Origin of the sequence: Paenibacillus sepulcri (assembly GCF_042647105.1) — a bacterium.
In the GTDB taxonomy this organism is placed as follows: Bacteria; Bacillota; Bacilli; order Paenibacillales; family Paenibacillaceae; genus Paenibacillus_Z; species Paenibacillus_Z sepulcri.
The window spans coordinates 2,851,230-2,866,414 of record NZ_JBHRUP010000001.1 but is presented as its reverse complement, the minus strand read 5'-3'; the positions used below and the strand labels follow the sequence as shown (position 1 = coordinate 2,866,414).

General features: G+C 52.8%; 14 protein-coding genes and 1 pseudogene. 12 read left to right on the top strand and 3 right to left on the bottom strand.

Annotated elements, in window-relative coordinates; genetic code table 11:
- Positions 1-20 precede the first annotated feature (20 nt).
- Positions 21-1,865 carry a cache domain-containing sensor histidine kinase gene (locus tag ACFOLF_RS12920; protein WP_210045248.1) on the bottom strand — a complete coding sequence of 615 codons (1,845 nt, stop codon included), beginning with the start codon at positions 1,863-1,865 and terminating at the stop codon, positions 21-23.
- Positions 1,866-2,094: 229 nt separating this feature from the next.
- Between ACFOLF_RS12920 and ACFOLF_RS12915 the strand changes: the two genes are divergently transcribed.
- The 6 genes from ACFOLF_RS12915 to ACFOLF_RS12890 all read left to right on the top strand — a co-directional run bounded on the left by ACFOLF_RS12915 (position 2,095) and on the right by ACFOLF_RS12890 (position 7,901).
- The gene (locus ACFOLF_RS12915; protein ID WP_210045247.1) at positions 2,095-3,462 is read left to right on the top strand and encodes an ABC transporter substrate-binding protein; all 1,368 of its coding nucleotides are present in this window, start codon (positions 2,095-2,097) and stop codon (positions 3,460-3,462) included.
- A gap of 130 nt (positions 3,463-3,592) precedes the next feature.
- The gene (locus tag ACFOLF_RS12910) at positions 3,593-4,465 is read left to right on the top strand and encodes a carbohydrate ABC transporter permease (protein ID WP_379113582.1); all 873 of its coding nucleotides are present in this window, start codon (positions 3,593-3,595) and stop codon (positions 4,463-4,465) included.
- Positions 4,465-5,286, top strand: a complete 822-nt coding sequence (locus ACFOLF_RS12905) for a carbohydrate ABC transporter permease (RefSeq protein WP_210045246.1) — start codon at positions 4,465-4,467, stop codon at positions 5,284-5,286. Before ACFOLF_RS12910 ends, ACFOLF_RS12905 begins: the two co-directional genes overlap by 1 nt.
- A 109-nt stretch (positions 5,287-5,395) precedes the next feature.
- Positions 5,396-6,241: a helix-turn-helix transcriptional regulator gene (locus tag ACFOLF_RS12900; RefSeq protein ID WP_210045245.1), complete on the top strand. Its 846-nt coding sequence runs from the start codon at positions 5,396-5,398 to the stop codon at positions 6,239-6,241.
- A gap of 30 nt (positions 6,242-6,271) precedes the next feature.
- A complete protein-coding gene (locus ACFOLF_RS12895) occupies positions 6,272-7,561 on the top strand; it encodes an alpha-L-fucosidase (protein ID WP_210045244.1) in 1,290 nt (429 codons plus the stop codon).
- 166 nt (positions 7,562-7,727) lie between these two features.
- A complete protein-coding gene (locus tag ACFOLF_RS12890; protein ID WP_210045243.1) occupies positions 7,728-7,901 on the top strand; it encodes a hypothetical protein in 174 nt (57 codons plus the stop codon).
- A gap of 276 nt (positions 7,902-8,177) precedes the next feature.
- Here ACFOLF_RS12890 and queF read toward each other — a convergent pair.
- A pseudogene (gene queF, locus ACFOLF_RS12885) lies at positions 8,178-8,465 on the bottom strand (preQ(1) synthase); the annotation flags it as partial.
- A 180-nt stretch (positions 8,466-8,645) separates the two neighbouring features.
- Between queF and ACFOLF_RS12880 the strand changes: the two are divergent.
- From ACFOLF_RS12880 to ACFOLF_RS12855, 6 genes are all read left to right on the top strand, one after another.
- Positions 8,646-9,221 (top strand): dihydrofolate reductase family protein, encoded by a 576-nt coding sequence (locus ACFOLF_RS12880; protein WP_210045242.1) that lies wholly within the window; start codon positions 8,646-8,648, stop codon positions 9,219-9,221.
- 90 nt (positions 9,222-9,311) lie between these two features.
- Positions 9,312-10,862 carry an RNA polymerase sigma factor gene (locus ACFOLF_RS12875; protein ID WP_210045241.1) on the top strand — a complete coding sequence of 517 codons (1,551 nt, stop codon included), beginning with the start codon at positions 9,312-9,314 and terminating at the stop codon, positions 10,860-10,862.
- Between the two features lie 41 nt (positions 10,863-10,903).
- Entirely contained in the window at positions 10,904-11,626 is a 723-nt protein-coding gene (locus ACFOLF_RS12870) for a VOC family protein (RefSeq protein ID WP_210045240.1), read from the top strand.
- Between the two features lie 619 nt (positions 11,627-12,245).
- The gene (locus ACFOLF_RS12865; RefSeq protein ID WP_379113584.1) at positions 12,246-12,404 is read left to right on the top strand and encodes a hypothetical protein; all 159 of its coding nucleotides are present in this window, start codon (positions 12,246-12,248) and stop codon (positions 12,402-12,404) included.
- Positions 12,405-12,456: 52 nt separating this feature from the next.
- Complete coding sequence (locus tag ACFOLF_RS12860; RefSeq protein WP_379113586.1) at positions 12,457-13,026, top strand: hypothetical protein; 570 nt, start codon at positions 12,457-12,459, stop codon at positions 13,024-13,026.
- A gap of 70 nt (positions 13,027-13,096) precedes the next feature.
- Positions 13,097-13,435, top strand: coding sequence for a hypothetical protein (locus tag ACFOLF_RS12855; RefSeq protein WP_210045239.1), 339 nt, complete (start codon positions 13,097-13,099; stop codon positions 13,433-13,435).
- Here ACFOLF_RS12855 and ACFOLF_RS12850 read toward each other — a convergent pair.
- Entirely contained in the window at positions 13,423-15,057 is a 1,635-nt protein-coding gene (locus ACFOLF_RS12850) for a hypothetical protein (RefSeq protein ID WP_210045238.1), read from the bottom strand. The two genes, ACFOLF_RS12855 and ACFOLF_RS12850, sit on opposite strands and share 13 nt — an antisense overlap.
- Between the last annotated feature and the right edge of the window lie 128 nt (positions 15,058-15,185).

Below are 15,185 nucleotides of genomic sequence, written 5' to 3'. Positions count from 1 at the left end.
TTAAGCACCGGAAACAACCTCTATAATGTTCCGCCTATGATGATGGTTGCCCCTGCCCGCGGCCGGTTATCAATCCGGAAAAGCATATCCCCGCCGTAAGTCAGCTTCATGCGGATATAAATATTCAGCAGACCCATTCCATCGAGCTGGAGCACGGGAATGACATGGGTCTCGTTGATCTCCCGGATTCTGCCGTTCAGACTGTTCAGGCTGTCTTCCGTGAAGCCCGGGCCGTTGTCCGACACCTCGATTTGCCACCGGTTATCCTGTATAATCCCTTTGACCTGAATCATCCACGGCGGCTCGTTCGTCGTACAGAACTTCAGGGAATTCTCCACAAGGGGCTGAATGATCAGCTTGGGAATCCTCAGCTTGAGGATGCTCTCCTCAATATCGATGCTGTACTCGAGCTTCTTGCCGTAGCGGATCTGGTTGATCTCCAGATATTTCTCGGTGTGAAGCACCTCTTCCCCAAGATCCACCAGAGATTCGTCCGACGAAAAATAACGCAGGAAATGCGACATATTCTCCGTCATCGAGATGATCTGCTCGTTCATATTTTCCTCAGCCATTGCATGGATCGTGGCCAGCGTGTTGTAGAGAAAATGCGGATTCATCTGCGATTGCAGCGCCACCAGCTTGGCCTGCATCTCCTGCGACTGCGACAGAAGCAGCTCGTCCATGGATTGTTTGAGCCGCGAGCTCATCTGCTGGAAGGAAAAGTGCAAATGATCCAGCTCGGTCAGGCCGCTGTTCAGCTCCAGCGCCGCTACCCTGCCGGTTCCCAGATCCTCCAGGCGCATGCTGCGGATCGTGCGGTGGATTTTCAGAATGGGGAAGGTGATCCGCTTGGCCGCAGCGAAGGACAGCAGAATGGCAAACAGCATGATGATGAAGGCAACCAGCACCGTCCGCTTGGTAAACACGAACAGGGGTGCAAGCAGCTTTTTCTCCGAAACAATGATCACGGTATTCCATCCCGTAAAGCTGGAATGATGGTACGACAGCAGCTCTTTACCGCCGGTATCGGGATTCACGAATGGCAGATAATCGTTCTCCGCCTGCGCCGCCTTGCCGGTCGGCAGCTTCATGTAGGCAGAATATACGGACGTATCGGCTTGCAAGGGATAGACGATCTGCCCCGCATCGTTGTAGACCAGAACCTTGGCCTGGTACGGATTTTGCTTGGAAAATTCAATCATGCTCGCGAAGATCCGGTTGAAATACTGCTTGACCTCCACGATGCCCATCGGTTCGTTGTAGCTGTCGTAGAAGAGCCGGAACAAGGAGATGGAGTACTGCTTCTCGCTGGACGAAATAAAACGGGACATCTCCTCGTCGGGGACGGGAAGCGTGATAGTTTTGCCCTCGGTGTTGTTGATGACCTGCTCGTACCATGGCTTCTTGGAGGAATCATAGGTGCGCTCTCCATTGTCGAAGCCGTTGCCGTACACCTTGTTTTTGAAATCATAGAGGTACAGCTGCTCCACCGGCCTTGAGGGGCCGATTGCAGCGGTCAGAATCTCGGCCAGCTGCTTGGCATTCTCGACGGAATTCATCACGGGATTGGTCAGGCCGGTCGGATCGGTCTCATCCTCTTCCCCGGAGATGAACTTCTGAAAATGGGTTTTGACCAGGTTGGAATACAGGACATTCAAGGAAACATCATTCATTTTCTGAATTTCCGAATCGTTATGCTCCTGCATGGATTGGCCCATGCTCTGAAGCGTGTCGGCCGCGTTCTGCCTCAGCAGATCGGATGCCCACATATAGAACCATATCACCAGAACAGTGAATACAATCACGATAATTAGAGAATAGGTAAAGAAAAGAACGCTCTGGATGTTTCTGAATTTATTCCACATAGCTGCCTCCAGGAGCCTCAGATTACCGATCATGCTTTATTTTCCGCTCTGCTGCGTCATTTGTCAAAAGGTATTTGAAAGCGCATTCGGTAAAAAAAGTACATAAAACGAGTCTATTTTCTCCATGGTGGAACCGCTGCCAAACAATTTATAATGGGAGCACATCGATGGTGAAAGCGGATTCAAGCATGTTACAAAAACGAGTTATCAACCAAGGGGAGCGTGTCACATGAAAAGATCGTTAGGGATGGCAGCAGTCGTTGTTCTCATCATGGCCTTGATTGCCGGCTGCGGCGGCAACAACAATCAGGCATCGAATGAAGGCGGGACGAATGCGGCGGCAGGCAATAATACGGATGCCGGCAATACGGGCAATACATCCGGCAAGAAGGATATCACACTTACTTATATCGCCAGCCAAGGCTGGATCAAGGATGCGGAAATGACGCTTGCCAAGAAATTTGAAGAAGAGACCGGCATCCGCATTGATTATCAGATCGTGCCGGCCGACCAATATTTCAATGTGCTGAAAACCAAATTGAACGCCAAGGAAGCGACCGACCTGTTCGGCGGCCAAAGCGGCCAGAGCGAAATCAGCCTGAACTACAATGTGGAGAAGAATGCAGTCGACCTTAGCGGCGAAGAGTGGGTGCAGCGTGAAGATCCGCTCAGTATCGAGCAGCTGACGCTTAACGGCAAAGTTTATGCGCAAACGATCTGGGATACGGGAAGCAGCTTTGTTATCGTCTATAACAAACAAATCTTCGAGAAGCTGGGCCTGAGCATCCCCAAAACCTACGAGGAATTCAAGGCGATCTGCAAAGCAATCAGCGATTCCGGCGTGACGCCGCTCTACGAGCCGATTGCCGACGGTTGGCACCATACCCTGTGGTTTGCCGAGCCGGGACCCCGCTATGATGAAGTCACACCTAATCTGTACAACGATTTGAACGCGAACAAGAAGAAATTCGCCGATGATCCAACCATGCTTCTGGCGCTGAACCAACTGAAAGAAATCTATGATTTGGGTTATTTCGGCGACAATGCCTTCTCGGATACGGGAGCGGATTCGGCAGCGAAAATGGCAAGCGGACAATTCGCCATGACGCTTGCCGCACAAAGTCTCGTCAACGATATTGAGAAAGCGGATCCGAATGTGAAAGCGGACGGCTTCGGCTACTTCGTCATCCCGCTCGCAGACAACCAGATTTATTACATCAATCCGGGCGGACCAAGCAAATTCATCTACTCCGGCTCCGAGCATATTGAAGAAGCGAAGCAGTATCTGGCTTACCTGGCGAAGCCGGAGAACCTGCAGTACATGCTGGATAATGATCCGACGGTTTCCAACCTGAACTTCTCGGGACTGAAGGACAAATACAATCCTGAACAAAAGAAAATGATGGCGACCTACACCAAGAAGGGCACCGATATCCAGGACTACGTCAACTATGTCAATCCGCAGTGGATGGACATGGGCAAGGATATCGTGGCTATGCTGAGCAATGCCATGAAGCCTGAAGAAGTGCTGACAAGCATCGATAAACGCAGAGCCGACATGGCTGCTGTAGCCAAAGATCCTGCCTGGACGAAGTAAGCAGCGCAGCGCTGAATATACGCAATTCCAGATAAAAAGACGGACGGATCATAACCCTGCCCGAGGGCTTCCTTAGCGGGGTTATGTCCTTTTTCGATAACGTCAAACCAGCGAGTGGGGATGAGATACTGTGAGAAATAAAATCTATCCGCTATATTTTACATTCGGCACATTAGCCCTTTATCTGATATTCTTTGTTGTTCCCGGCTTGATGGGATTTTATTACTCCTTGACCGACTGGAACAGCTATTCGGACACGATTAATTTCATTGGACTGGATAACTTCAAGGTGCTGTTTGCAGCTGATGAAAAATATGTGAGCTACATTATCAATACACTGGATTTCACCGTTTCCACCGTTATTTTGAAGACTGCTCTTGGCCTGATCTTCGCATTGATCGTGAATGAAGGCATCAAGATGAAGGGATTTCATCGCGTCTTGATCTTTATGCCTTCCATCGTGCCCATGCTCGTTGTCGGTCTGATATTCAAATCCATTCTGAATCCGGCTACAGGCCTGCTCAACACCGCACTCCGCTTCGTGGGACTCGACGTTCTGACGCAGAAATGGCTGGTGGACGCCAACTGGGCGTTCAAATCCATCATTGGCGTGGACACCTGGAAGGGCGTCGGCTACATCATGATCATCCTGCTGGCGGGTCTGCAGGCTATCTCGCGTTCCTATTACGAGGCCGCCGAAATCGACGGCGCCAACGCCTGGCATAAATTCCGTTTCGTGACCCTGCCGCTTCTCATGCCGGCGCTTGTTGTCACAACCGTGCTCAATCTGCTGCATGGGCTGAAGGTGTTCGAGGTCGTTTATGTGCTCACCAATGGCGGACCCGGATATGCGACCGATGTGCTCTATACCGCGATCTTCAAGGAATTTTCCATGGGCCGCTACGGTGTAGGTACCGCGCTGTCCTCCATCCTGTTCCTGTTTATGACGATTGTCGGCTATTTTGTCGTACGGCTTATGGCCAGAGAGGAGGCGCGTGACTAATGAAAATGACACCGCTGAAATCCTTTCTACGCAACGGCTTCGCCTGGCTGCTGAGCGCCCTTACGTTTTTGCCGCTGCTCTTGATCATCTTCAACTCGCTCAAAAGCCAGGCAGAGGCCAATACCATGAGTCTGTCGCTCCCGACCAAGCTCCACTGGAGCAATTATTCCGTTGTCATCGAGCAGGGCAAGCTGATCCAGTCTTTTTTCAACAGCCTGCTCTATTCTTCCGCCTCGACCGTACTGGGCATTATCCTGTCGTCCATTGCTGCATATGTTTTTGCGAGGAATGCAACCAGGCTCAACCGTTTTCTCTATTTCTTCGTTATCCTTGGCATCGCGATGCCAATCAATTTCGTCACCCTGACCAAGGTCATGCAGGCGACGCATCTGATCAACACGCAGCTGGGCATCATTATATTGCTGGCAGTCATGTCCATCCCCTTCAGTGTATTTCTGATTTACGGCTTCGTCAGCTCCGTTCCCAGAGAGCTGGATGAGGCCGGCATTGTGGATGGATGTCCGCCGCTGCGGCTGTTCTTCTCCATTGTGCTGCCCCTCCTGACCCCGGTTATCGTGACCGTGGCGATTCTGAATTTCATGGGGGCCTGGAATGACTTCGTCCTGCCGCTGTATTACCTGAACAGCTCGGAGAATTGGCCGATGACGCTGGCGGTCTACAACTTCTTCGGACGGTTCTCGGTCAACTGGAATCTGGTTTCGGCCGATATCGTATTGACCACCCTGCCGGTTATCGTGATCTATTTGCTGGGCCAGCGGTATATCATCTCAGGTATGACCTCCGGCTCGGTGAAAGGCTGATTACCGGCGGGGGCGTGAGTGAGAGAACGGAAGGTTTATTGAACGGAGCACGGGTGATGTGCATGCGCAGCCGGGACTTGTTCACCAGTTCCTAAAGGAGGTCAATGCGATGTTTTTCCATGATTTGAGGCTGGAGCAAGAGCTCAAGATTGAGATGAGAATCGATGGCGAAGTGGAGCATGAGCTGCACATGCATGATTTGCTGGAAATCAACGTCCTGCTTGAGAACAAGGCGCAGTTTCAATTATTGAACAAATCCTATACGGGCGAAGCGGGGGACGTGTTTATTTTCCGCCCTTACGCGCCGCATTATAATCTGGCCGATGAGGCAGACAAGCCGATCAAGTGGATTATGGTCTTGTTTTCCCCTTCCATCGTCCGGCTGATTCCTTACGGCTACCGGCTGCTGTATCCTTTTTATACCGAGTCGGCTTCGCCGCATATCCCGGCTTCCTCGGCCTTTGCGCACAGCATCCAGACTGCAGCGGTCAAAGCGTATGAGGAGCAGGAGAAACAGCTCCCGGGCTGGGAAGCGAATCAATTCATGTATTTCATTGATATCCTGGTCAATGTCTTCCGCTATGCGATGGATGCTTCGGCACGAACCGGGGATGCGGAGGTTGAAATCGACTCCGGCGTCGTGTCCGCTGTGGAATATATTTTGCGTCATATCACCGAGGATATCGACGTTCATGATTTGATCGAGCTGTACGGCAAGGGGAAAACCTATTTTTATACGAATTTCAAACATGCCGTCGGCGTAACGCCGAATCAGTTCATCCATCGTTTGCGGATGCAGATTGCCATGTATCTGCTCAAGACGACGAATAAATCGGTCACGGATATCGCTTTCGAGTGCGGCTATAATTCCATTCATTATTTCAACAAGCATTTTAAGCAGTACCGCGACATATCGCCCAGAGAATTCCGCAATCAGACCAAGCAGGCGATGTGAATTCAGCGTTTTACAGGAGGATTTCGCGCAATGACCGGTAACCGGACAGATTGGTACACACATGACCGTTTCGGCATGTTTATTCACTGGGGCTTGTATTCCATGGGCGCCAGACATGAATGGATGAGATCCCGCGAGTTTATGACCAATGAGCAGTATGACAAATACCGCAAGCACTTTGATCCTGATAGGTATGACCCGGAGCTGTGGGCGGACCTGGCCGCGGAAGCGGGGATGAAATACATGGTCGTGACGGCGAAGCATCATGAAGGCTTCTGTCTGTGGGATTCCAGCCTGACGGATTACAAAGCGACCAACTCGCCGGCGGGACGCGATCTGCTTCGGCCGATGCTGGATGCTTTCCGCGCGCGGGATATACGGGCAGGTTTATATTATTCCTTGCTTGACTGGCATCATCCGGATTATACCGTGGATGTGAAGCATCCAGAGCGCAATGACAAACGATTTGTCGAAGACAGCAAAAGCCGTGATTTCAGCAAATATGTCGATTATCTGCATGGGCAGACACGGGAGCTGCTGAGCGATTACGGCGATATTGATCTCCTGTTCTATGATTTCTCGATTGCGGCAGAGGCCGGCTTCGCGGGAAAAGGCAAGGAAGAGTGGCAGAGCGAGAAGCTGGTAAAGCTGATCCGCGGGCTGCGCCCGGATATTCTGCTGAATGACCGGCTGCAGCTGCCGGGGGATATCACAACGCCGGAGCAGTATCAGCCCCGCGAATGGATCAAGGTCAATGGACAGCGCGTGGTCTGGGAGGCCTGCCATACCTTCAGCGGTTCATGGGGTTACTATCGCGACGAAGAATCATGGAAAAGCGTCGATATGCTCGTTCAGATGCTGATCGATACGGTAAGCAAGGGCGGCAATCTGCTGCTTAATGTCGGCCCAACCGGACGAGGCGAATTCGACGAGCGGGCGATTGACCGGCTGAAGGGCATCGGCGGCTGGATGAAGCGCCACAAGCGATCCATTTACGGCTGCAGCGCCGCTCCGGAATCGTTCCAGTGCCCGGTTGATTGCCGGTTTACGTACAATGAAGAAGCTGGGCGGCTTTATTTGCATATTTTCAACTGGCCGTTCAAGCATATTCATCTTCAGGGCTTCTCCGGCCAGGTGGAATATGCGCAGCTGTTGCATGATGCCTCCGAGATCCGGATGATTCAGGGCGAGCAGGAAATGACAATGGAGGCCGGAGCATTCAATGAAGGCCGCCATGCCGGCACCTTGACGCTGGAGCTCCCGGTCAAGAAGCCGAATGTTACGGTTCCCGTTATCGAGCTTTTCTTGAAGGGCAAGTGAAGGGCAGGCTAGATCTGTAAATCAACAGCATACAATCCATTAGGGAGAGTCAGTCCAGGCGAGATATCGCCTGGTTTTTTTCTTTGCGGTCGATTTTCCAACCCTGGAATACAAACGATATAATAGAACCAATAATGCCGAAGGAAAAGCAGAGGAGAAAAAGGTAGTGGCCCTGAAGCTGATTCAAAGCGGACAGGACAACGCATTTGTCACTAAGATTACCGGATTATCCGTAGATGTGATTGAAGGATTGAGAAAAAAATTAAAGCATGATTTAATGGATTTTAAGCCTCAAGGGAACCATACCTTCGAGGCTTTTTTTCTACGACAGAATAATTAACTAACTATTACAAACGAGATCCCATTCTTTCTCCAGCTTATCCAGATATGCCAGAGGATCCCGGTTAAAACGCCGACTTTAAACGTGTTCGCTCTATCTCATTTTCCATTGGCTCTTTCGTTCCTTGAAAGATGAGTAACCAACTGTGCACAAACGGCCCTTTATGTGCCGATGGTTGAATACGTCATGTACCAAAAACGATCATTTCGCCATTACGCTGAATGTAGGTATTCCAATTCCGTAGACCCGTAATGCGACGATGGCTGGCTTTCGTTTGCCGCCTCTCGGCGTGAACTTCCCCCTTACTTCGATATAGCGAGGCTCCATCAGCCGGATCAGATCGTTCAATGATGTTGACGCAGTCTTCGTGGAAATCCCTGTGATTCCGGAAGCTGAACAGGTACATTTTGAGCGATTTGCTCTCGACCATCTTGCGGTCCGGGATATAGGAAATATAGATGGTGGCGAAATCCGGCTGCCCGGGGACGGGGCAAAGGCTCGTAAACTCGGGGTTGACGAAATAATCCCGGTCCGGATGCTATTCTCGAATGCCTCCAGCACTTCGGCAATCTCCAGCCTCCGCTCGAAGGTGAATCTCCCCACCTGATGGAATTCAAAAAAAATTTTCGACGACTATGATAGAAAATGAAGTTCCATTGTGTCTATAGGTCGAATCCATATCGAAGGCGCCCCCAGCGGGTTCCTGTGATAGGAGAAACCTAAAGAACAAAAGGAGAATGAACAATGAGAAAAGTCGTATTATTCCTGCACGCATCGCTGGACGGCATCGTCGAAGGACCGAACGGAACGATGGACATCAATTGGATTTCCTATGACGACGACTTGGCGAAACACGCCGATAACCTTCTGAGCACGGTAGACACGATTTTGTGGGGACGCGGAACGTATCTTATCATGAAGGACTATTGGCCGACCGTGCCTTCGAATCCGTCGGCCACGCCGCGCGAAGTCGAACATTCAAAGTGGTTGGATCGCACGGCCAAAATCGTGTTCTCCTCCACTTTGGACAACATAGACTGGGTCAACACCCGATTGGTGAAAGACAATGCGGCGGAAGAAATCATGAAACTGAAACAACAGCCCGGCAAGGACATCATGATCCTCGGCAGCCCCGGGTTAGGGCACAGTCTAATGCAGCTCGGCTTGATCGACGAATTTCAAATTACGGTGTCGCCTATCGTGGTCGGCCGCGGTTTGCCGTTATTCAAGGGGATCGACGACAAGCTTCGCCTTAAACTGCTTGATAGCAAAACACTGCCATCCGGCGTTGTCTGCCTCCATTATCAGGTGCAGAAATAATCCGGCAGGAAAGTCCCGCTATTCGTCGAATAACTTGGTTATCCTGATAGGGTGAGCATACAGCAGGTTTCACCATCACAAGGAGGCATCGTGGATCATTCGTTGGATTTGAAGGACTTGTTAACGCGTATCCGACAAGGCGACCATGCGGCATATGAGACGATTTTCAACCGGTATCGCGCTGCGGCGATGTCGTGGGCGCAAAGTATCGTCCGCGATCCCTACTTGGCCGACGATATCGTGCAGGAAGCGTTCATCCGCATGAAAGACAAGCTGCACCAGTTGAAGGACGATCATAAATTCGCCGCCTGGTTCCGTCTGATGATCCGCCGCATGGCGATCAATGCGATCCGCGGAGGGGACAACAGGCGCACGATCGCCATCGAGGAGATGCCCGAGGCGGGACCTGCGAATCGCGGCCGGTCCGACGAGATACGTGAGTGGCAAGAGCAGGAGGCCAGCGCCGAGCTGGTTCGCCGCTCGCTCGCCAAGCTGTCCAAGCAGGCGAGGGACGTTCTGGACGCCGCCGCCAATGAAGAAGCTACGCCGGAACAACTGGCGGACCGCTATAATATGAAGAAAAGCAATGTCTACAACATCCTCTCCAGAGCCCGGCTCAAAGTGAACGACGAGCGGTTCCGGGAAGAGATTGCCGCCTATTTGCTGGAACGGGAAACGCACGGTCACCCGAGCTCCTGTTTGCTGCCGGCGCCGACCTATCCGAGGCCTTATGCGTTCATCTCGGCCATGATCGGCGAAGCGCTGGGCACGGCCGATATTACGAATTTCACGTATACGGATCTGATGGGAATTTCGGCGGAGGCTTTCCGCGTCAATATGCCAGAAAATTGCGATTGGCAGGGCATACTGACGTTCGACTGGAGCTATGCGGCTTACCGGACCGTCGAACGGCTCGGCTTCAGCGGAGTTTGTGTCGGTAGACCGCAGCAGAAGACGATGACGCCCGACATGCAGGTCCGAATGCTGTCAGTCGTCCACGGATCGGTCGATCGGGGGATTCCGGCCGTTATTTGGAATATGGAGCGGAACGAAATGGGCTTTGCCCACGGGTACGACGATCGTTCGCAGGAGATCCGATACAAGGGATACAGCGGGGAAACGCGGGTTTATCGCTATGACCAGTTAGGACGCCAAACCGACGAACGGCCGGTCTTCGTCTTCGGATTGCGAAGAAGGGTGTCGCCGCCTTCATCGGAGGACACGGTGCTTCGGGCGATTGTCGATCATGCCCGGGGCAAGGAGCCGCCGCTCAAGGGCTACGTCTTCGGTCTGGATGGTTATCGCGTCTGGCTGGAAGGGGCTCGGCGCAGCACGCTCGATCTGAGCGGACATGCTTACCAGGTCGCCATTCTGGCCGAGGCGCGCCAGCAAGCCGCAGCTTTCCTGGAACTGCTTGCGGATAGATCCCGCGGTGCAGATCGCAGAACTCAACTTCTGGCGGCGGCCGATTGCTACAAGCAAGTGAGCAAGTGGTTCGTGCGGCTCTACCCGCGATTCCCGTTCGGCTACGGCGGCAGCCCCGCGAATCGGTGGCGGGATATCCAGGAGGGGCTGCAGGCGGCATGGGATGCGGAAGAAGAAGGCATCGCGCGAATTGAAGCTGTCATCGCCGGATCATGATGACAAAAATCCCAATATCCCAATTGAAGGAGGAGTTCAACATGTCTCACCCGATCTCGCCTCGCGTGCCGTCCGTGTTCGTGCCGGTTCGCGATCTGAAGCTGGCAACTGAATGGTACGCCAATTTGCTCGAACGGCATATTGTCCCGAGAGAACATGAAGACGGCATATACATCTTCGACTTCGACGGTACGGAGGTCATCCTCGACAGCAATGCCTGGGGGTCTCCGTCCACCCTCATGTTTGATACGAAGGATATCGCCTCCGCTTACGATTTCTGTGCCGGTCAGCGGTACGACACATTGACCGACGTGTTCAGCGACGAGTATATCTCCGTCTTTACCGTCAATTCGAAACTGATTTGCCAGGCGCACCGGATGCCGGAAACGGCCAAATCGAAGCCGGCGCATGCGCTTCTGTCGAAGATCGGTCATGTGCTGATCCATACCGATACGTTGAATGAAACCGTGGAATGGTACGAAACATTGGTCGCGCGAACCGCCGAGCCGGACTCCAGATTCCCTGAGCTCCGCTGCATCCGGCTGGAGAAGGGCGCGGACCTGCTCTTCGACGACAAGCGGCTTTGCGAATCCGGCAAGCCTGTCGGCATTATCGAGACCCCTGACCTGGATGCGGCTCTGGCTCATGTGCAAGCCAAGGGAGCGACCGTCGCCCGCGGCATGGAAACCCGGCTGGGCGCCCGCTGCTTCGTGTTCGGCGATCCCGACGGCAACGAGTTTATCGTGTGCGAGGCCAATGCGTGACGGAATCTCCTCTGATCGGCCAGCCTTGAAACGAATATCCAAAATTTGGAGTGGTATTTACCACATTCGGGCTTGTCCCGGTCGAATAGCCACAATTCACTGTCGCAATAACCGGGATTCCAGCAGAACTTCGACACAGAGGCTCGAATAACGCACGAAATTGTGGTTATTTCCGATGGGAGGATATCGTGAGAAAGAATAGCCGCCCCTCTTGTGGGTATTCCCGGGAGAGATCGACGGATTGTCCCTCTATGTTTCCGATTAGAGGGGGTTGTTCGTTAATTATGCTGGCATAGGAAAAAAACTACGGTTGACCAATTGACTAACTGGATATTCCAAGACCTCTGTCGAAGTAGTGAGAAGCTAATCGACGGAGGTCTTCCTTATACGCCCTTACCGAAAAATCGAATCATATCTGAGAAGAAAAATTTCTTTCGGGTTGGGAATCGAAACCTGCCCCGACTGCGGTAACAAGTTGAGACGCCACCATACTTGGAAAAAGAATATCGCTACGCTCCACGGCGTGATTCAGGTTTGGAACATGGCTTACCATTGCCCTCATGAGGATTGCGGTAACCTCACCAGATATTTTAGGTCTGCGCAGGCGGATGCTCTTTGCATGAAACATACCTCCTACGGATTTGACGTTCTTGCGCTCGTCGGAGAGCTACGCTTCAAACATCACTTAACCATTGCCGAAATCACCAAGGAGCTGAACGGCCGCGGCATTGCAACATCCGAGCGCAATTTCAATAGAGACTGTACGAGCGTTATCTGACCTTGCTGCGGCTTCGGTTACGGAACAATCTCGTCTGGAATTAGAACGCGTTGTGAAAGAAAACAAAGGGATCATGCTGTCTATGGATGGGGTTCAGCCCGAGAAGGGAAACGAAACTCTTTACGTCGTTCGTGAAGTATTCAGCGGAACCATGTTGGCGGCCCAAAACCTGAAAAGCGGTTCCGCAAGCGAACTCCAAGCGCTTCTGCAACCGGTGAAAGACCTCGAATTTCCCGTCATCGGTCTGGTGAGCTACGGCAAGCAGTCCAGTCGTCCCGCTATGGCGAATCTGTGGCCAAATGTGCCTTACCAATACTGTCAGTATCATTACCTGAAAGACATCGCCAAGCCCGTTGTGGACGAGGATCGCAAATTGAAAATCGGCATCAAGAAAACACTACGCGGCATCCGGGAAATCGAAAGGCAGGTCGAGAAGGAGACGTCTACCGAAGCAGAGATCGCAAAGGATTATTTAGCCGCCGTGCGTTCCATTTTGCTTGAGGACGGGAACCCGCCCCTTGATCTACCTGGTGTTCGTATCTTTGAAAATACTCAAGCCGTTCAGCAATCGCTGGACCGAAGCTTGACTAAAAAAGGGGCTCGCGCTCCTGAAAAGAATTAGCAGAATATTTAGTAAACTGAGTGACTCTCAGCAAACTTACGAGGCCGTTCGTCGCTGGCAGAGCGTCATTTTGCAAATAGCGAAACTCTTGGAACCCTCCCCCGATCAGACGAGCGAGTCCGTGCGCTTCCACATGGAGCATCTCCTCAATTGGATGCAACAGAACTACAACAAGCCCGGCGACGAAGTGTTGGTGAATAACGTGTTAGCGTACACCAAGGGATTTTGGAATGGCCTGTTCACTCGCTACGACGCTCCTCATGTGCCTCGAACGAATAATGACCACGAACGCTTCTTCCATCAGACAAAAACGAAATACTGCCGGATGACTGGCCGCCGCAGGGCTGTGATCTCTAATCCTTGCCGCGAATCATCAATTCTGCCGGACTGCGAAGGTCAGCGAATTTGACGGACTTCAAAATCGAGCGTAAAACCGGCAGAATCGCGTTTATACATCCGCACCTCCGAGCTCCCGAAGCGCTGCATCCAGCAGTCGCGCGCTCCCAGCAGGGGAGAAGCCTGCTCCATCACGGCATCCGCGAGGAAGTCCGTCGTCGGCAGCCATGCTCCGCCTCCGGAGAATTGCCGCGCTTCCTGCCACTGTGGAGGAAGCAGCCACTTCGCCGCAATGACGGTAGCGCCGCCGGATTCCGCTCTCCTGCGAACCGCAAGGAGCGTCTCGTCAGAGACAGACGAGCCTGCTACGACAATCAGCCCGGGATTCCCAAGCTGCGCATCTGTGACGAATTCATCATAGACCAGCACATTGCCCGACGGGTAGAACAGTGGATGCATATTGGCTGGAGCGTCGAGTGTTTTCCCCTCCCAGAGGGGGAACTCATCTGCAGAAACCAGTCGCTTCAGCTCATGGCGCGGGAAATCGAATCCGGCAATATGCATATTATTGCCATGGGCAGGAATTGAACCGCCGCTAAGCAGATGCCACACGTCGAACACCGAACGGGAAGAAGCCGGCACCGCCAGTTCACGAGATCCGAACAGCCGCTCGTTCTGGCCGTAATTGCTGTCGTCGGAATGAATAACGGCAATATCGGGATCCGCATCCCGGTGCGTCCAGCTCAGGGGATTAGCCGGAACGAATTCACGGACAAATGCCTCCCATACCTCGCCGAAAGCCGTCTTGCGGAACACATCTTCCTTGAATTGCAGAAGCACATCCACATTCTCCGTAAACAGGCGGCTTGGACCCATGTAATAACCCATCCGCAGCGCCGACCCGAACTCTTCGGGAGAATGACCGGGAAATCCCGGCGTACGGATCGGCCACGGCCCCACGTCGGGCCCCCATAGATCCGCGCAAATCCACATGTCGCGCCCGTATTGCCTGGCCGCTCCAAGAGCGTTCGCCAGCTGCAGCGGCTGGAACGATTCCTTCATGATTTTCGGGCAAAGCGCCATTCCTCCGCGGGCTTGTGCGTGAAACAGCACAGGAAATACCTGCTCGCTGAGGAGAGGGACCTTCGAAGCGTCGAAGCCCGCCCGGGCCAGAATCTCCCGCACATGGCGGACACGTCGCGCAACCGAATCCGTCATCAGGCGGCGCGCCTCATTCAGATCCTCCGCTTCGCAGGAGCCCCAATGCGGGAACCAGCCATCCTTGCGGTATTGACCCGCATTAATCTGCAGATGCTCGGGCTCGTCGTACAGCAGTCCGATAAGCTTCCCGCTGGCCGCCGCTTCCCGCAGAGCGTCGTCCGGCATATCATAGCGGTTGGTGCCTTCCACCCAGGGGCCGTTAATGTTCCCATATTCATTGCCCAGACATAATTCAATGCCATAAGACTTGGCATCCTCGAGCAGCTCCTTCTGCCCTTCAAGTCCCGGAAACAGATGATGAACATAGAATTCTGCGCTGAGCTCCTGCAGCGCCCGCATGAAGGCATGCCTACCCGGGGCTGCGTCCTGAGAAGGATAGATGCTGCCCGTTCCCGTTCGCATTACCCGGTCCGATGCTTCGCCGGCCCACGGGTCCTGCCAGCCGATTACGGTTCCTTGAATACCGAATTTCATAAATAAACTCCCTTCAAGAGGTTGTTCATAAATTTGATTACAACTAAAGAAAAGCAAACCGATGCACACGTTAGAAACGGGACATCGGCTTTGTCTTCAACTTTGAAGTTATGGTTCTCATCCTATAG

Coding starts and splice junctions, on each gene's coding strand:
- ACFOLF_RS12900 (WP_210045245.1), top strand. CDS start 5,396: ATGTTTTTCCATGATTTGAGGCTGGAGCAAGAGCTCAAGATTGAGATG.
- ACFOLF_RS12920 (WP_210045248.1), bottom strand. CDS start 1,865: ATGTGGAATAAATTCAGAAACATCCAGAGCGTTCTTTTCTTTACCTAT.
- ACFOLF_RS12865 (WP_379113584.1), top strand. CDS start 12,246: ATGAAACATACCTCCTACGGATTTGACGTTCTTGCGCTCGTCGGAGAG.
- ACFOLF_RS12905 (WP_210045246.1), top strand. CDS start 4,465: ATGAAAATGACACCGCTGAAATCCTTTCTACGCAACGGCTTCGCCTGG.
- ACFOLF_RS12880 (WP_210045242.1), top strand. CDS start 8,646: ATGAGAAAAGTCGTATTATTCCTGCACGCATCGCTGGACGGCATCGTC.
- ACFOLF_RS12870 (WP_210045240.1), top strand. CDS start 10,904: ATGTCTCACCCGATCTCGCCTCGCGTGCCGTCCGTGTTCGTGCCGGTT.
- ACFOLF_RS12915 (WP_210045247.1), top strand. CDS start 2,095: ATGAAAAGATCGTTAGGGATGGCAGCAGTCGTTGTTCTCATCATGGCC.
- ACFOLF_RS12850 (WP_210045238.1), bottom strand. CDS start 15,057: ATGAAATTCGGTATTCAAGGAACCGTAATCGGCTGGCAGGACCCGTGG.
- ACFOLF_RS12895 (WP_210045244.1), top strand. CDS start 6,272: ATGACCGGTAACCGGACAGATTGGTACACACATGACCGTTTCGGCATG.